Raw genomic sequence first — 17,435 nt, 5'->3', positions numbered from 1 at the left:
GAAAAACTTCCGAAGATGAAGTTTTTTAGTGTGTTTCTCCTCCAATCACTTTGATATCCTGCTCATATTCAACAGCGGCCTTCACCGCCGCCTCCAATGCAGCCGTAATATCCGCAATGGCCATAGACGGGGTTGCCGGTTTATTGACAACCTGAGAAACAGCATACGGAACGTGGATAAAGCCGCCGCGTACATTTGGAAATTCCTTTTGGATATAATATAAAATTCCGTACATGACATGGTTGCAGATATAAGTTCCTGCGGTATTGGAGAGGGTAGAAGGATAACCGGCATTTCGGATCTCCTGAACCATCGCCTTCACCGGAAGATTGGAGAAATAAGCGGCATCTCCATCTGCAAAGATTGGTTCATCGATGGGCTGGTTTCCTTCGTTATCCGGGATCCTTGCATCTGTTACATTGATCGCAACACGCTCCGGAGTCACGCCGAACCGTCCGCCGGCCTGGCCGATGCTGATGACGATATCCGGGCGGAGCTCCATCATCTTTTCATGGACCTTCGCAATGGATTTATTGACAACGGTCGGGATCTGCAGCTTCGTGATCTTTGCTCCGGCGATCTCGTCTTTCATGGCTTTTACGGCTTCCCATGCCGGATTAATCGGCTCTCCGCCGAAGGGGTCGAACCCGGTGATCAGTACGTTCATGTAAATTCCTCACTTTCTTTACAGCCGCCTCTGCAACGCGGGGGATTTTCGGGCTGGAAAATTCATACCCGTGATATTAACGGCATATTTTCTCAGGAGACTTATTTGACAAACAGAGTCTCCGACGTTATGATAGATAAGGATATTATACAGGAAAATAAAAGAATTCGCAAACACAATTCCTGTACACGGACAGGGATTTTCTAATGCGCACTCGCGCAAAGATGCAGACTGTCGCAAGCGACCGCGCGAGGCGCGAGAATGTGCCAAGGCACATTCTTTTTTATTGAAAATCCCGTACGGTACAGAGACGCAAAAACAGATAGAAAAGAGGAAAAATTATGTTTCGCAGAATCGGAAAAAATGATCCATGCTGGTGTGGAAGCGGGAAGCCATATTGTGAGTGCCATATGACATTTGACCAGAAGATCAGTCGTGCCCGCTTTGCAGGCCACGAGGTTCCGTCCCACAAGATCATCAAGACACCGGCACAGATCGAGGGGATCCGTGAGAGCGGAAAACTGAATGTGGCGGTCCTTGACTATGTGGCGGAGCACATCAAGGCAGGAGTTACCACGGAGGAGATCGATCAGTGGGTATACGACTTTACGACAAAACATGGCGGGATTCCTGCACCGTTAAATTATGAGGGATTCCCAAAGAGCGTGTGCACCTCCATCAATGATCAGGTATGCCACGGAATTCCGTCCAAGGATGTTGTCTTAAAAGACGGTGATATCATTAACGTGGATGTCTCCACGATCCTTCACGGATATTTCTCTGATTCGTCCAGAATGTTCCTCATCGGCAATGTGGACCCGGAGAAGGAAAAACTTGTCCGCGTCACGAACGAAGCTGTGGAAAAGGGTCTCGAGCAGGTAAAACCGTGGGGATTCTTAGGAGATATGGGGCAGGCTGTCCATGACTACGCGAAGAAGAATGGTTACACCATTGTCGAGGAAGTCGGCGGTCACGGTGTCGGCCTTGAGTTCCATGAGGATCCGTTTGTAAGCTATGTGACAAGACGGGGCGAGGAGATGCTTATGGCACCGGGGATGATCTTTACCATCGAGCCGATGATCAACATGGGCCGCCCGGATATCTTTGTGGATGACAGCAACGGCTGGACGATCTATACCGATGACAGGCTTCCGTCCGCCCAGAGGGAGATCATGGTACTCGTGACAGAGACCGGACATGAGGTCCTTGCGTGGTAGAAAAACAGGGAGAAAAACCGTTACTGTTTGCGCAAGGCGTAAACAGTGACGAAAAACCTGATGGAAAATAGGAAAAATCCTTGAATAGTATCTGAAAATTCGGTATAATATAGTCAAATAACAGTAAACGTGAGATTTGAATAAGGAGGATCGTGTATGGAGTTAAAGTATGACAAAATTCAGACGACCGGTACAGATACCCCGTTAAAAATCGTAAAGGGACATTTTGCAACGAATCATGCCCACACGAATTACTATTTTGACCTGACGACGGTAAAGAGCCGTCTGAGTGAGGCTGGAGGAATTGCCCAGGCACTCGTACATATGTATCTGTACGATATGATCGTTGATACGATCGTATGCATGGAAGGGACTGAGGTGATTGGAACCCTTCTTGCGCAGGAGCTGACAAAAGGCGGTTTCATGTCGAAGAACGCCCATAAGACGATCTACGTTATCAAACCGGAGTTCAACAGCAACAGCCAGATCGTGTTTAAGGACAATTACCGCGCAATGATCAATGGAAAGAATGTGCTGATCCTCACCGCGACCGTGACAACGGGCTTGACGATCAACAAGGCGATCGAGGGTGTCCAGTACTATGGGGGAATTATTCAGGGGATCTCCGCAGTATTCAGCGCACTTGAGAATGTCAACGGAATTCCGATCAAGTCGGTATTCGGATTAAAAGATGTTCCGGATTACCAGTACAGCGACTACAGAAACTGCCCGTTATGTAAGGAAGGAAAGAAACTGGATGCGCTGATCAATCCGTATGGATATTCAAAACTGTAAAAATAATTTGAAATAGGAGCAGCTCTGCAGACCGGGGAAATCCCGGTGCCTGCAGAGCTTTTTCTTTTAACTGGGAATTCCGATGAATTCCCAGTTAAACAAAAAGGCACTGACGAGCCAGCGATGTTACATAACTCTGGTTCATACAAGCTATAAAAAGAAACTACTTGCAATTTCTGACAAAGTGCTTATAATAAAACATAGCAACATTGCTGAAAGGCAACTGGAAAGGAGACGCAAAGATATGACGAATCTTATTCTACTCGCAGTCGTGATTCGAATTATCGTCAGCATTATCGTCGTGGACGGGAATGCTTATTTGCGTTATACTGAATCCGGGATTGCCTGATAGAAACTTGAAAGAACAAGTTACGAAAGAAAGCAAAGCCTTACAGTGTAACGCTGTAAGGCTTTTTTATACCTGAATTTTAATACGGACATTTGTCCGTGCCAGAAAAGAAAAAGGCGGGAATGTCTGACAGAGCCGGACATTCCTGTGAGAAATAAGATGAGGGGAAAACAGCTATGAAAATGAACGGAGCGCGGATCCTGGTGGAAGAGCTGATCCATCAGGGCGTGAGAGTGATCTTCGGATATCCGGGGGGAGCAGTACTTGATATCTACAATGAACTCTATCTTGCGTCTGACCGCATCGGACATGTCTTAACGGCCCACGAGCAGGGAGCTGCCCATGCCGCTGACGGATATGCGAGAGCAAGCGGAAAGACCGGCGTGGTCCTGGCGACAAGCGGTCCCGGTGCTACCAATCTTGTGACAGGGATCGCGAATGCCTACCTCGATTCCGTACCGATGGTCGCGATCACAGGAAACGTCGCGGTAAACAGTCTCGGAAAGGATTCTTTCCAGGAGGTGGATATCGTCGGAATTACACAGCCGGTAGTAAAACACAACTTCATGGTCCGCGACATCAAGGATCTTCAGAGAACGATCATCGAGGCCTTCGAGATCGCAAACTCCGGACGTAAGGGACCGGTTCTCATCGATATCCCTAAGAACGTCCAGTCCGCAGAATATGAATATTTTGAGGACTTAAAGGTTCCGAGCGTTGTGAAAAAGCCGAGAAGGTCCGAGTGCGGCAGCATCGACGAGGTCGTTGAGATGATCAAAAAGGCGAAAAAGCCGTTTATCTATGCAGGCGGCGGTGTCGTTGCGGCGGGAGCCCAGGAAGAAGTTCTGGAACTCTCCAGGAGAGTGGATGCGGCCATCGGCCTTTCCATGATGGGAATCACATCAGTTCCGGCCTCCTACCCGTTAAATCTTGGAATGTGCGGCATGCACGGAAAATATCCGTCTATCAAGGCACAGTCCGAATGTGACCTGCTTTTAGCAGTCGGCGTAAGATTCTCCGACCGCGCAACAGGTGACTTAAACGAGTATACAAAGAAATGTATGACGGTCCATATCGATATCGACCGTGCGGAGATCGGAAAGAACGTCAGTCCTGACGTGAGTCTCTGGGGCGATGTGAAGGAGATCCTCGATAAGATCCTGGAAGCACTCCCGGAGCATAAACATCCGGAATGGGTTGCAGAGCTGGAAGGTTACAAACACGAGATGATCCTCCCGGCACCGAAACCTTACGGACCGGAAGCCATCATCGAGGAAGTCCACAAGCACTGCACCGAGGACACAGTGGTCGCTACCGACGTGGGACAGCACCAGATGTGGACCATGCAGTTCTATCCGTTTGAAAAGCCGCACACACTTCTCACTTCTGGCGGTCTCGGAACCATGGGATATGGTCTCGGAGCAGCCATCGGCGGATGCATCGCAGCGAGAGGCAGAAGAACCGTTCTCTTCACCGGAGACGGAAGCTTCGGAATGAACCTGAATGAGATGGCGACGGCGGTGAGTCAGGAACTTCCGATCACTATTGTCATTTTTGACAATGATGTCCTCGGAATGGTAAGACAGTGGCAGACAATTTTCTACGCCTGTCACTATTCCCAGACGATTCTGGACAGAAAGACGGACTTTCCGGCTCTGGCGAAAGCATTCGGCGCTGACGGATACGCGGTCTACACGATGGAGGATCTAAAGAAAGCTCTCGACGTAGCCGACAAATCCCAGGGACCGGTGCTGATCGACTGTCACATTGATATGGATGAGAAAGTCCTGCCGATGATCCCGCCGGGACGATCCATCAAAGACATGATTGTGGAAGGATAAGGTGACCATGGAAAACAAAGTTGAGAAGTTTGCGGTCGCCATGATCGTAAACAACCGCTTCGGCGTTTTAAACCGCATCGCCGGTCTTTACGCAAAGCGCTGCTATAATATCGATAATATCTCCGCAGGTACGCTGGATGATCCGAATTATACGCGGATCACCATCGTCTCCACAGGAGATGAATATATGAAGGACCAGGTGGTCCGTCAGCTGGAAAAACTCATCGATGTCCGTGCCGTAACACTTTTGGAACCGGAAAACACCGTATTTGCCCAGCATATGTACATCAAAATGCACCTGACAGGAACCCACAGAGGTTCCAGCAAACATCAGGTACTGGATCTGATCAACGAGTACGGCGGAAAAGTCGTAGACTTCGGTGAAGAGCATCTGACAGCCGAGATTACCGGAGACAGCAAAAAAGTTGAATCGTTTATTGAAAAAGTCAGAGGTTTTGGTATATTAGAACTTAGCCGGTCGGGAGAGATCGCGATCGGTTTAGGAATAGACAACACATTACGTGTCGATCACAATGAAGAATAAGGAGAAGAAAAACTATGGCAACAATGTATTATGAGAGAGATTGTAACTTATCACTTCTTGACGGAAAGAAAGTAGCTGTTATCGGCTACGGTTCCCAGGGTCATGCACACGCTCTGAACTTAAGAGATTCCGGTGTGGATGTAGTAGTAGGTCTTTACGAGGGCTCCAAGTCCGCAGCAAAGGCAAAAGAAGACGGCTTCACAGTTATGCTCACAGCAGACGCTGTAAAGGCAGCAGATATCATCATGATCCTTGTAAACGATGAGAAGCAGGCAGCTCTCTACAAGAAAGATATCAAGGACAACCTTACAGCAGGCAAGACACTTGCATTCGCTCACGGCTTCAATATCCACTTCAAACAGATCGTTCCGCCGGCAGACGTTAATGTTATCATGATCGCTCCGAAAGGACCGGGCCACACCGTTCGTTCCCAGTATGTTGGCGGCAAGGGCGTTCCGTGCCTCGTAGCTGTTGAGCAGGATCCGAGCGGAAACTCCATGGAAGTTGCTAAGGCATACGCTGCAGGCATCGGCGGAGCAAGAGGCGGTATCCTTGAGACAACATTCAAGGAAGAGACAGAGACGGACCTCTTCGGTGAGCAGGCAGTTCTTTGCGGCGGCGTTTGCGCATTAATGGAAGCTGGTTTCAACACACTTGTAGAAGCTGGTTACAAGCCGGAGAACGCATACTTCGAGTGCATCCACGAGATGAAACTGATCGTAGACCTGATCTTCAACGCTGGTTTCGAGGGAATGAGATACTCCATCTCCGATACTGCTGAGTACGGTGACTATGTAAGCGGTAAGAGAATCATCGGCGATGAAGCAAAGAAAGCAATGAAGCAGGTATTAACAGAGATCCAGGATGGTACTTTCGCTAAGAACTGGATTCTTGAGAACCAGGTTGGCAGAACAACCTTCAACGCAGCAAGAGCAGCACACGCTGAGACACTTGCAGCTAAGACAGGACGTGATTTAAGAGCAAAGATGGGTTGGAAACAGACACAGGATCTTGACGAGGCTAAATAGTCGCGATAGCAATGAGCAGTGCGAATCCGACGAGGAAAGATTCCTGTTGTGCTTGCACATAAGTGAATCTTTGCCGGCGGATTCATAGGGCGAATGCCCGCGCACTCGCGGACGCAAGTCCGCGAGTGTGGCACTGCGGGGCAGCGAAACCGACGAGGAAAGATTCCCGTTGTGCTCGCACATAAGTGAATCTTTGCCGGCGGATTCATAGGGCGAATGCCCGCGCACTCGCGGACGCAAGTCCGCGAGTGTGGCACTGCGGGGCAGCGAAACCCTAAAAAAATTCTTCAAGGCCAGGCATCACCGCCTGGCTTTGGGTTTCATAAGGAGAAAAATCATGAATTCAGATAAAGTAAAAGCTGGCGTAGAGCATGCGCCGCACCGTTCCCTTTTAAAGGCAGATGGATATAACGACGAGCAGATGCGTCGCCCGTTTATCGGCGTTGTAAACTCTTTTAATGAAGTAGCACCGGGACATATGCACTTACAGACTATCGCCCGTGCCGTAAAGGACGGCGTCCTTGCAGCAGGTGGAACACCGATGGAGTTCAATACCATCGGTGTCTGCGATGGTATCGCCATGGGCCATGATGGAATGCATTTCTCTTTAAGCTCCCGTGAGCTGATCGCAGATACCATCGAATGTATGGTAAAGGCACACTGCTTCGACGCACTCGTATTCATCCCGAACTGTGATAAGATCGTTCCGGGTATGTTAATGGCAGCAATGCGTCTGAACCTTCCGTGTATCTTCGTATCCGGCGGTCCGATGCTCTCCATCAACCAGAGAGATTTAAATACTGTATTCGAGGCAGTTGGTGCCAGAAAGGCAAATCTGATCAACGACGAAGAACTCGCTGAGATCGAGGGAAGCTCCTGCCCGGGCTGCGGTTCCTGTTCCGGTATGTTCACGGCAAACTCCATGAACTGCTTAACAGAGGTTCTTGGCCTCGGTCTTCCGGGAAATGGTACGATCCCGGCTGTATACGCTGAGCGTGTCCGTCTCGCAAAGACTGCAGGTATGCAGGTTATGAAACTCTTAGCTGACGATGTTCGTCCGCGCGACATCATCACACCGGCAGCATTCGAGAACGCTTTAACAACCGATATGGCTCTCGGATGTTCCACAAACTCCGCGCTTCATCTTCTTGCAATCGCCCATGAGGCTGATATCACTCTTGATCTTCACATGATCAACGCGATCAGTGAGAAGACTCCGAACCTGTGCCACCTCGCACCGGCAGGACATCACCACATGCAGGATCTCCTGGAGGCAGGCGGAATCTCCGCAGTATTAAAAGAACTTCTCGATGCCGGTATGATCCACGGCGACTGCAAGACTGTAACAGGAAAGACTGTTGCGGAGAACGTTGCCCGTGCCGTAAACCGCAATCCGGAAGTGATCCGTCCGTTAGACAATCCATACACAAAGACCGGCGGACTTGCCGTCCTTTTCGGAAACCTGGCTCCGAACGGCGCGATCGTAAAGCGTTCCGCTGTAAAACCGGAGATGTTAGTCAACACAGGTACCGCAAAGTGCTTTGATTCCGAGGAAGAGGCGATCGCAGCGATCTATGCTGGAAAGATCGTTCCGGGCGACATCGTTGTCATCCGTTATGAGGGACCGGCAGGCGGCCCGGGAATGAGAGAAATGCTTTCTCCGACATCCGCGATCGTTGGTATGAAGCTTGACACAACCGTTGCTCTTCTTACAGACGGACGTTTCTCAGGCGCATCCTGCGGTGCAGCTATCGGACATATCTCCCCGGAGGCAGCCGCAGGCGGCCCGATCGCTTACATCAAAGACGGCGACAAGATCGCTATCGACATTCCGAACTACAGCTTAAAGCTGCTTGTTTCCGATGAGGAGATGGAAGAGAGAAAGAAGACCATGAAGATCCGCGAGCCGAAGAAGCTGACAGGATACTTAAAGCGCTATGCGAAGAACGTATCCTCTGCGGATAAGGGTGCTATCGTAGAGTAATTTGATACCTGGGGTCAAAAGGCTTTTTGACCTTGGGACCCTGGTATCGCATGATATATAAAAGGCGGCGGGCTTATTTTGGAAGCTGCGCCGCCTTTTTACCAGGTATCCGACGGAAAATGCCATACGGCAGTTTCTGAAGGCTGCCAGGTTTCGGAAAAATCCCCGGAAAGAGAGGAAACTATATGAACGAGATCGTATCAAACCTGCTCGTATACGGCAGCCTGCCGGAAGACTCGATCCTCTGGCAGCTTGCGGATATCTGTGAGAAACTGAAAGATGGAACAGAGACGAAGGCGGCGCTCAGAGGCCGCGTTTTCCACCAGGTGAAGAATCTTCTGACGGTTGCCACAGACTACGCTTTTGACAAGAACTTATGGCACAACTACCTGACATTCCTCCTGATCACGAATGAGAATCCGTTCAGCCTCGTCTGTGAGAAGATGGGGGCTCAGGAAGGAACGGTCAACAACTTTGTGACCCACGATTTCGACATGTTCAAGGAACTGTTCGATTACGATTTTTCCTGGCTGGAGAAAGAACTCTCCATCGATTGCTTCACACAGCTGACCCACTACCAGGCAATCCGCAAAAAAGAGCTGATGTACAATAAAAATGTCAGCGAGAAAGTGAGAAACTTAAGCGAGAAGCTTGAGACGGCCGAGTCAGGCGCAGATTTCTTCCAGTATGTGACGGAGTTCTACAAAGATTACGGTGTCGGCATGTTCGGACTCAACAAGGCATTCCGCATTGCTGAGAACAAGGACGGATCCATCCGCTTCCTGCCGATCAACAACATGGATACCGTTATGCTGGATGACCTCATCGGCTACGAGCTCCAAAAGAAGAAACTCGTGGAGAACACCCAGGCATTCTGTGACGGAAAAGCGGCGAACAACGTGCTGTTATTCGGCGACAGCGGTACCGGTAAATCCACCAGCATCAAGGCCATCGTCAACCAGTTCTACCCCCAGGGCCTGCGCATGATCGAGATCTACAAGCATCAGTTTAAGGATCTTTCCACGATCATCGCCCAGATCAAGAACCGCAACTACAAGTTCATCATCTACATGGATGATCTCTCCTTCGAGGAGTTTGAGATCGAGTACAAGTTCTTAAAGGCTGTTATCGAGGGCGGAGTCGAGACAAAGCCGGACAACGTGCTGATCTACGCCACATCCAACCGCCGTCACCTCATCAAGGAGACGTGGAAGGACAGAGAGGACATGGAACACAGCGAGGATCTGCACCGCTCCGACACCATGGAGGAGAAGCTCTCCCTGGTCAACCGGTTTGGCCTTTCTATCTTCTACGCGAAGCCGAACAAGGAAGGGTTCAACGAGATGGCAGTGGCTCTCGCGAGACGCGCGGGCATCACTCCGGAGGTTATGACTGATGAGGAGATCTGCTACGAGGCGAACCGTTTCGAGATGCGCGGTGGCGGACTTTCCGGCCGTACAGCGCAGCAGTTTGCGAATTACCTGCTCACGATCAAATAAAAACGACAGAATACGAGAAGACCCGGTATGGAAACATGTCGGGTCTTTTTTATGTAACGGGAAATTCCGAGGAATTCCCCGTTACATAAAAAGGCACTGACGTGCCAAAGATGCACACTCGCGCGAAGATGTAGATCGTCGCAAGCGACCGCGCGAGGCGCGAGAATGTGCCAAGGCACATTCTTTTTAACATGTCTGCTGTTAAAGAATGTTAAGAAAAGAAGATATAGTGATAAAAATAGATACAAAGCTCGTAAAATAACGAAAAATCACGAATGATTTTGAAATTGTACACCTATTTCGGATTGGATTCGACAAGGGGGCAATACTATAATGTCTATATTCCTACCGGGGATGCTCAAAAAGAAAAATATCATGTCAGACGCCCGGCCGGAACGGGGAAAATGACCGAAAAAGAAACTTTATGTGTTACAGGAGGAGCATTATGGCAGAATTATCCATTGCGATTGCAGATGACAACAGACAGACTTTGAATTTACTTGGCGAAATTCTGGAAAAAGAAGATGGGATCCATGTAGTTGGGAAGGCGGATAATGGCGAGGACGCGTACAACATGATCGTCCGCACGAATCCGGATATTGTTCTCATGGATGTGATCATGCCGAGACTGGACGGAATTTCCGTCATGGAAAAAGTAAAAAACAACACGCAGATGAAGAACCACCCGTCCTTCATCATGGTGACGGCGGCCAGCAGCCAGGATGTGACAGAGGACGCGTTCCGGCTCGGAGCTAATTATTATATTATGAAGCCCTTCAACAGGGATATTATTCTGGATAAGATCCACAGAGTCTGTCGCGGTCGGATAAAAGCGGCAGGTGCGGTACATACGGATGTGAAGAAGGTACAGCCGTATCTTGATAAAGAGACCTATATAGAACAGAATCTCGAGACGGATGTGACCCAGATGCTGCATGAAATCGGAATTCCGGCCCATATTAAAGGATACCAGTATCTGAGAGATGCCATCATCATGTCCGTCCGGGATACGGAGATGCTGTCCTCTGTCACGAAGATCCTTTATCCGACCATCGCGAAGACCCACAAGACGACACCGAGCCGCGTGGAGCGCGCCATCCGCCATGCCATTGAGGTTGCTTGGGGCAGAGGAGAGCTTGATACCCTGAACAGCCTCTTTGGATACACGGTGAACGGCGGCAAGGGGAAACCGACAAATTCTGAATTTATTGCGCTAATTGCAGACAAAATTCGACTGGATTATAAACGTATCTGAAAAATCTGAAAAATCTGAAAAAGCAAAAAGACCCACTTTCTAATTTCCGAGGGATGTGTTATACTGAATCTAATAGCGGGGCATGGCATTTTTGCGGATTTTCCCTGCCATGGAGCAAAAAGTGGAAGGATGGGTTATCATGAAGAAAATATTGTTTGTCGCTTCCGAGGCTGTACCTTTTATCAAGACCGGCGGACTTGCCGATGTTGTGGGATCCTTACCGAAATGTTTTGATAAAGAATATTTTGATGTGCGGGTCATGATCCCGAAGTATCTCTGTATCAAGGATAAATTTTTGAGCAATCTTACTTATGTAAATCATTTTTATATGGATTACCTGGGACAGAGCCGTTATGTCGGAATTCTTGAATATGTATATGAAGGGATCACCTTCTATTTTATCGATAATGAGAGTTATTTCTGGGGCGATAAGCCATATGGTGATTGGTATTATGACCTGGAAAAATTTTCATTTTTCTCACAGGCAGCGTTATCCGCACTTCCTGTGATTGGATGGAGACCGGATGTGATCCACTGCCATGACTGGCAGACTGGACTGATCCCTGTATATTTAAAGGGAAGATTCGGAGAGGGAGAGTTTTTCCGCGGAATCAAGTCCGTCATGACGATCCACAACCTGAAATTCCAGGGCGTGTGGGATGTAAAGACGATCCAGAGATTCTCGGGACTCCCGGACTACTTCTTTACACCGGATAAGTTAGAGGCATACAAAGACGGAAATATGTTGAAGGGCGGTCTTGTGTATGCCGACGCGATCACGACGGTCAGCAACACCTACGCAGAGGAGATCAAGACCCCGTTCTACGGAGAAGGGCTTGACGGACTTATGCGGGCGAGATCCGGCGATCTCCGCGGGATTGTAAACGGTATCGACTATGATGTCTTCAACCCGGAGACGGACCCGGATATCGTTCAGAATTACAACGCGAAGAATTTCAGAAAAGAGAAAGTGAAAAATAAACGCGCGCTTCAGGAAGAGCTTGGTCTCACGAAGGATGATAAGAAGTTCATGATCGGTATCGTCTCAAGACTCACGAGCCAGAAAGGTCTGGATCTGATCCAGTGCGTGATGGACGAGATCTGTACGGATGATGTGCAGCTGGTCGTTCTTGGAACCGGAGACGAGAACTATGAGAATATGTTCCGCCATTACGACTGGAAATATCATGACCGCGTATCAGCGCAGATATACTACTCCGAGCCGCTGTCCCACAAGATCTACGCGGCCTGCGACGCGTTCCTGATGCCGTCCTTATTTGAGCCGTGCGGTTTGAGCCAGCTCATGGCGCTCCGCTACGGAACGGTGCCGATCGTCCGCGAGACAGGCGGCTTAAAGGATACGGTATGGCCGTACAATGAGTTCGAGGGAACAGGAACAGGATTCTCCTTCGCGAACTACAATGCCCACGAGATGTTGAATATTATCCGCTATGCGAAGCATATTTACTACGATAAGAAGCGGGAATGGAATAAGATCGTTGACCGGGCGATGGCTGTGGACTTCTCCTGGAAGACGTCTGCCGGAAAGTATCAGGAATTATATGACTGGCTGATCGGATACTAAAATGACTTGGAAATACTGACATAAAAGAGGAAAACATGACAATGTGGAATGAATTTCTGGGAAACCAGATACTGATCAGTGCAGTGCTCGGATGGACAGTGGCGCAGTTTTTAAAGACCGTGATCGATATGGTGATTAATAAGTCTTTTAATCCGGAGCGGATCTTCGGCTCCGGAGGAATGCCGAGTTCCCATTCAGCGACGGTCTGTGCGCTTACGACGGCATCCGGAATGAAGTACGGAGTGGGAAGCTTTGAATTTGCCATCAGCTTTGTTCTCTCGATGATCGTAATGTACGACGCGATGGGCGTAAGGCGGGAGACCGGAAAACAGGCAAAACTGTTGAACAGCGTTTTCTTTGAGAATATCCTGAATTTAGACGGAGTTTTTCTCCAGGAAAAACTGAAAGAATATGTGGGACATACGCCGCTGCAGGTAGTTGCGGGAGCGGTTCTTGGTATCCTCCTGGCAGTGCTCACTGGTAAATTGTACTAAATTAAAAGAAAATTGTGTACAATTTTGACCAAGAAAAACGACGGAAATTTACAGAAATATGTGAAAAAATCACGAAACTTTTATAAAGGGATGTTGCAATTTTTGGCAACATCCCTTATAATATGTACAGGCCTTTTTTCCGACACTCGATTTTTTTGTGCGATATTTTCAAACCGGAGTTACGTGATGGGGGAGCGGAAGTATTGCAGGGGAGCAAAGAGATGAGGGCAATATAGACATCTCAGTCTAAACTAAATTCTAGGAGGAATAACAACTTATGGCAAAGTGGGTTTATAAGTTTGAAGAAGGCAGCGCGGCAATGAGAAATCTTCTCGGCGGCAAAGGCTGCAACCTTGCGGAGATGACAAATCTTGGCATGCCGATCCCGCAGGGATTCACAGTAACAACAGAAGCCTGCACAGATTACTACAACAGTGGAAAACAGATCACAAAAGAGATCCAGGATCAGATCTTTGAAGCTTTAGCATGGCTCGAGGGCGTGAACGGAAAGAAATTCGGTGATACTGAGGATCCGTTACTTGTATCTGTACGTTCCGGTGCACGTGCATCTATGCCGGGTATGATGGATACCATCTTAAACCTCGGTTTAAATGATGTAGCAGTAGAAGGTTTCGCAAAGAAGACAGGTAATCCGCGTTTCGCATATGACTCCTACAGAAGATTCATCCAGATGTATTCTGACGTCGTTATGGAAGTTCCGAAGTCCTACTTCGAGAAGATCATCGACGAAATGAAGGAAGCAAAAGGCGTTCACTATGATACAGAGTTAGACGCTAACGATTTAAAGGAGCTTGCTGAGAAGTTCAAAGCTGTATACAAAGAAGCTATGAACGGCGAAGAGTTCCCGCAGGATCCGAAGGAACAGTTAATGGGAGCTGTGAAAGCTGTATTCCGTTCCTGGGATAACCCGCGTGCAATCGTTTACCGTCGTATGAATGATATTCCGGGCGACTGGGGTACCGCAGTAAACGTACAGACAATGGTATTCGGTAACAAGGGTGAGACATCCGGTACAGGTGTTGCGTTCACACGTAACCCGTCCACAGGTGAGAAGGGTATCTTCGGTGAGTACCTGATCAACGCACAGGGCGAGGACGTTGTTGCCGGCGTTCGTACACCGCAGCCGATCTCCCAGCTTGAGAAAGACCTTCCGGAGTGCTACAAGCAGTTCATGGAACTGGCTATGAAACTTGAGAATCATTTCCACGACATGCAGGATATGGAGTTCACGATCGAGGAAGGTAAGCTCTACTTCTTACAGACACGTAATGGTAAGAGAACCGCTCCGGCTGCGATCCAGATCGCATGCGATTTAGTAGATGAGGGACAGATCACTCCTGAGGAAGCTGTTTGCAGAATCGAAGCAAAATCCCTCGACCAGTTATTACATCCGACCTTCGATCCGGCTGCATTAAAGGCGGGCGAAGTGATCGGCCAGGCTCTTCCGGCTTCCCCGGGTGCTGCAGCTGGTAAAGTCTGCTTCACAGCAGATGACGCTAAGGCAGCTGGTATCGGCGGCAAGGGCGAGAGAGTGATTCTGGTTCGTCTTGAGACATCCCCGGAGGATATCGAGGGAATGCACGCTGCACAGGGTATCTTAACAGTCCGCGGTGGTATGACATCCCACGCAGCAGTAGTTGCACGTGGTATGGGTACCTGCTGTGTATCCGGCTGCGGTGAGATCAAGATCAACGAGGAGAAGAAGGAATTCACACTCGGCGGACATACCTTCCACGAGGGCGATTACATCTCCTTAGACGGTACAACAGGTAAGATCTACAACGGTGATATCAAGACTCAGGAAGCATCCGTAGGCGGAAACTTCAAGAGAATCATGGATTGGGCTGACTCCTTCAGAAAACTTGGTGTCCGCACAAACGCTGATACACCGGCTGATACAAAGAACGCAGTTAAGCTTGGCGCAGAGGGCATCGGCCTTTGCCGTACTGAGCATATGTTCTTCGATCCGGAGAGAATCCACAACTTAAGAAGAATGATCGTTTCTGATACAGTAGAGGCAAGAGAGGAAGCATTAAGCAAACTCCTTCCGTACCAGAAGGGCGACTTCAAGGCTATGTACAAGGCACTCGAGGGCAGACCAATGACAGTCCGCTACTTAGATCCGCCGCTGCATGAGTTCACTCCTAAGACAGAGGAAGAGATGGCTGATCTTGCGAAAGATATGGGCATCACTGTTGATGAAGTAAAGAAGAAATGCGACGAACTTCACGAGTTCAACCCGATGATGGGTCACCGTGGATGCCGTCTTGCAGTTACCTATCCGGAGCTTGCAAAGATGCAGACACGTGCCGTTATGGAAGCAGCGATCGAGGTTCAGGAAGAAGATGGCTACGATATCGTTCCGGAGATCATGATCCCGCTCGTTGGCGAGAAGAAAGAGCTCAAGTTCGTGAAAGACATCGTTGTTGAAGTTGCTGAGCAGGTTAAGAAAGAGAAAGGCTCCGATATGAAGTACCACATTGGTACAATGATCGAGATCCCGCGTGCAGCTCTTACTGCAGGCCAGATCGCTGAGGAAGCTGAGTTCTTCTCCTTCGGTACAAACGACCTGACACAGATGACATTCGGCTTCTCCCGTGATGATGCCGGTAAGTTCCTTGATTCCTACTACAAGGCAAAGATTTACGAGTCTGATCCGTTCGCAAGACTTGACCAGACTGGTGTTGGCCGTCTCGTAGAGCTCGCAGTTAAGGAAGGACGCGCAACACGTCCGGAGTTAAAGTGCGGTATCTGTGGCGAGCACGGTGGAGATCCGTCTTCCGTAGAGTTCTGCCACAAGGTTGGCTTAAACTACGTAAGCTGCTCACCGTTCCGTGTACCGATCGCAAGACTTGCTGCAGCACAGGCAGCTCTTCATGAGAAAGGTTACAAATAGGATCTGACTGACGCGAAGCGTAAATTGAATCTTTATAAAATGTAAAAATGAGATCCCCCGGAAGTTTTTCTGGGGGATCTTTTGGAAAAGGAGAAGCAATATGAAGGTATTAAATATTGGATCTCTGAATATTGACCGTGTATATGGAGTGGATCACTTTGTAAAACCGGGAGAGACGATCAAGACGAGAACGTATGCGGAGGCCTGCGGCGGAAAAGGATTAAATCAGTCTATCGCTCTGGCACGTTCCGGGGCGGAAGTGCATCATGTGGGCGCTGTTGGAGCGGACGGGGGAATGCTCTTAGATGTTCTCAAGGCGTCCGGGGTACATACGGAAGGTACAAAGAGTCTTTCTGGAGCCAGTGGCCACGCGGTGATCCAGGTGGATCAGAATGGACAGAACAATATTATCATCTGCGGCGGAGCCAACGATTCCGTATCAAAGGAAATGATCGACGAAGCGGTAAAAGAGGTGGAAGAGGGAGATATCGTTCTTCTCCAGAACGAGATTTCCAATGTGGGATATGCAGCTGAGACGGCGAAGAAGGCCGGAGCGAAGGTCGCGCTGAATCCGTCCCCGATCAACGAGAATCTGAAGACGATCCCGATGAATCTGGTGGACTATTTTATCCTCAATGAGATTGAGGGAAAAGAAATTTCCGGAGCGGAGAGTGAAGAACCGGAAGAGATCATGGAGAAGCTGAAGACGAAATATCCGGATGCCGCTTTTGTATTAACGCTTGGAGAAAAAGGGTCCTGGTATTTTGATAAGACCAGGTGCTTCAAACAGGATATTTATAAAGTTAAAGCAGTGGATACCACTGCGGCGGGAGATACCTTCTGTGGATATTTCCTGTCCGGAATCACAAAAGGAAGAGAGATTCCGGAGATTCTGAAAACAGCAAGTGCCGCCAGTGCCATCGCCGTAAGCCGGAACGGCGCAGCTCCAAGTATTCCGGAGTATGAGGAAGTGGAGAAATTTGTGGCGGAGCGCGGGTAAGAAGATAGAAAATGTGAGCCAGTATTAGAAAAGGCTGAATAGGAATAAAAAATTGTTGCGGCAATCCGCAAAGAACTAAAAAATGTCATGAAAGAAAGCATTTGGAAAGAAAGCTTATATTCATGACATTTTTTATAAAACAATCTAATTTAACCTATTGTGCTATTTCAAATAAAACGTTTAAAAACTTGTAAAAACCGCAAAGAATCCCTGTTTTTTTGATAAACAAATTTTGTAACTATTCAGTACCTTCATAGTTA

13 protein-coding genes are annotated in these 17,435 nt (G+C 48.7%); 12 read left to right on the top strand and 1 reads right to left on the bottom strand.

From position 1 onward, the window contains the following. Nucleotides 1-25: 25 nt before the first annotated feature. On the bottom strand, nucleotides 26-667 hold the full coding sequence (pcp, locus tag ABCW45_RS15890) for a pyroglutamyl-peptidase I (protein ID WP_117471286.1): 642 nt from the start codon (nucleotides 665-667) through the stop codon (nucleotides 26-28). A gap of 341 nt (nucleotides 668-1,008) precedes the next feature. Between pcp and ABCW45_RS15885 the strand changes: the two genes are divergently transcribed. From ABCW45_RS15885 to ABCW45_RS15830, 12 genes are all read left to right on the top strand, one after another. Next, nucleotides 1,009-1,884, top strand: coding sequence for a methionyl aminopeptidase (locus ABCW45_RS15885; protein WP_343221166.1), 876 nt, complete (start codon nucleotides 1,009-1,011; stop codon nucleotides 1,882-1,884). 156 nt (nucleotides 1,885-2,040) lie between these two features. Next, entirely contained in the window at nucleotides 2,041-2,679 is a 639-nt protein-coding gene (locus tag ABCW45_RS15880) for a type I phosphoribosyltransferase (RefSeq protein WP_015555111.1), read from the top strand. Nucleotides 2,680-3,204: 525 nt separating this feature from the next. Further along, a complete protein-coding gene (gene ilvB, locus ABCW45_RS15875; RefSeq protein WP_343221165.1) occupies nucleotides 3,205-4,869 on the top strand; it encodes a biosynthetic-type acetolactate synthase large subunit in 1,665 nt (554 codons plus the stop codon). A gap of 7 nt (nucleotides 4,870-4,876) precedes the next feature. Further along, a complete protein-coding gene (gene ilvN, locus ABCW45_RS15870) occupies nucleotides 4,877-5,413 on the top strand; it encodes an acetolactate synthase small subunit (RefSeq protein ID WP_117566313.1) in 537 nt (178 codons plus the stop codon). A 14-nt stretch (nucleotides 5,414-5,427) separates the two neighbouring features. Continuing rightward, complete coding sequence (gene ilvC, locus ABCW45_RS15865) at nucleotides 5,428-6,441, top strand: ketol-acid reductoisomerase (RefSeq protein ID WP_343221164.1); 1,014 nt, start codon at nucleotides 5,428-5,430, stop codon at nucleotides 6,439-6,441. 337 nt (nucleotides 6,442-6,778) lie between these two features. Further along, a complete protein-coding gene (gene ilvD, locus ABCW45_RS15860) occupies nucleotides 6,779-8,425 on the top strand; it encodes a dihydroxy-acid dehydratase (RefSeq protein WP_015555106.1) in 1,647 nt (548 codons plus the stop codon). A 185-nt stretch (nucleotides 8,426-8,610) separates the two neighbouring features. Beyond that, a complete protein-coding gene (locus ABCW45_RS15855) occupies nucleotides 8,611-9,924 on the top strand; it encodes an ATP-binding protein (RefSeq protein WP_117505161.1) in 1,314 nt (437 codons plus the stop codon). Between the two features lie 445 nt (nucleotides 9,925-10,369). Then, on the top strand, nucleotides 10,370-11,179 hold the full coding sequence (gene spo0A, locus ABCW45_RS15850; RefSeq protein WP_015555104.1) for a sporulation transcription factor Spo0A: 810 nt from the start codon (nucleotides 10,370-10,372) through the stop codon (nucleotides 11,177-11,179). A gap of 139 nt (nucleotides 11,180-11,318) precedes the next feature. Continuing rightward, entirely contained in the window at nucleotides 11,319-12,764 is a 1,446-nt protein-coding gene (gene glgA / locus ABCW45_RS15845) for a glycogen synthase GlgA (RefSeq protein ID WP_343221163.1), read from the top strand. Between the two features lie 35 nt (nucleotides 12,765-12,799). Beyond that, nucleotides 12,800-13,258, top strand: coding sequence for a divergent PAP2 family protein (locus ABCW45_RS15840; protein WP_117471056.1), 459 nt, complete (start codon nucleotides 12,800-12,802; stop codon nucleotides 13,256-13,258). A gap of 277 nt (nucleotides 13,259-13,535) precedes the next feature. After that, nucleotides 13,536-16,175, top strand: a complete 2,640-nt coding sequence (gene ppdK, locus ABCW45_RS15835) for a pyruvate, phosphate dikinase (protein WP_343221162.1) — start codon at nucleotides 13,536-13,538, stop codon at nucleotides 16,173-16,175. A 100-nt stretch (nucleotides 16,176-16,275) separates the two neighbouring features. Beyond that, nucleotides 16,276-17,175: a ribokinase gene (locus tag ABCW45_RS15830; protein ID WP_117505165.1), complete on the top strand. Its 900-nt coding sequence runs from the start codon at nucleotides 16,276-16,278 to the stop codon at nucleotides 17,173-17,175. The last annotated feature ends 260 nt before the right edge of the window (nucleotides 17,176-17,435 follow it).

Origin of the sequence: Pilosibacter fragilis, from assembly GCF_032490495.1 — a bacterium.
In the GTDB taxonomy this organism is placed as follows: domain Bacteria; phylum Bacillota; class Clostridia; order Lachnospirales; family Lachnospiraceae; genus Pilosibacter; species Pilosibacter fragilis.
This window is presented reverse-complemented; position numbering and strand designations above follow the sequence as displayed.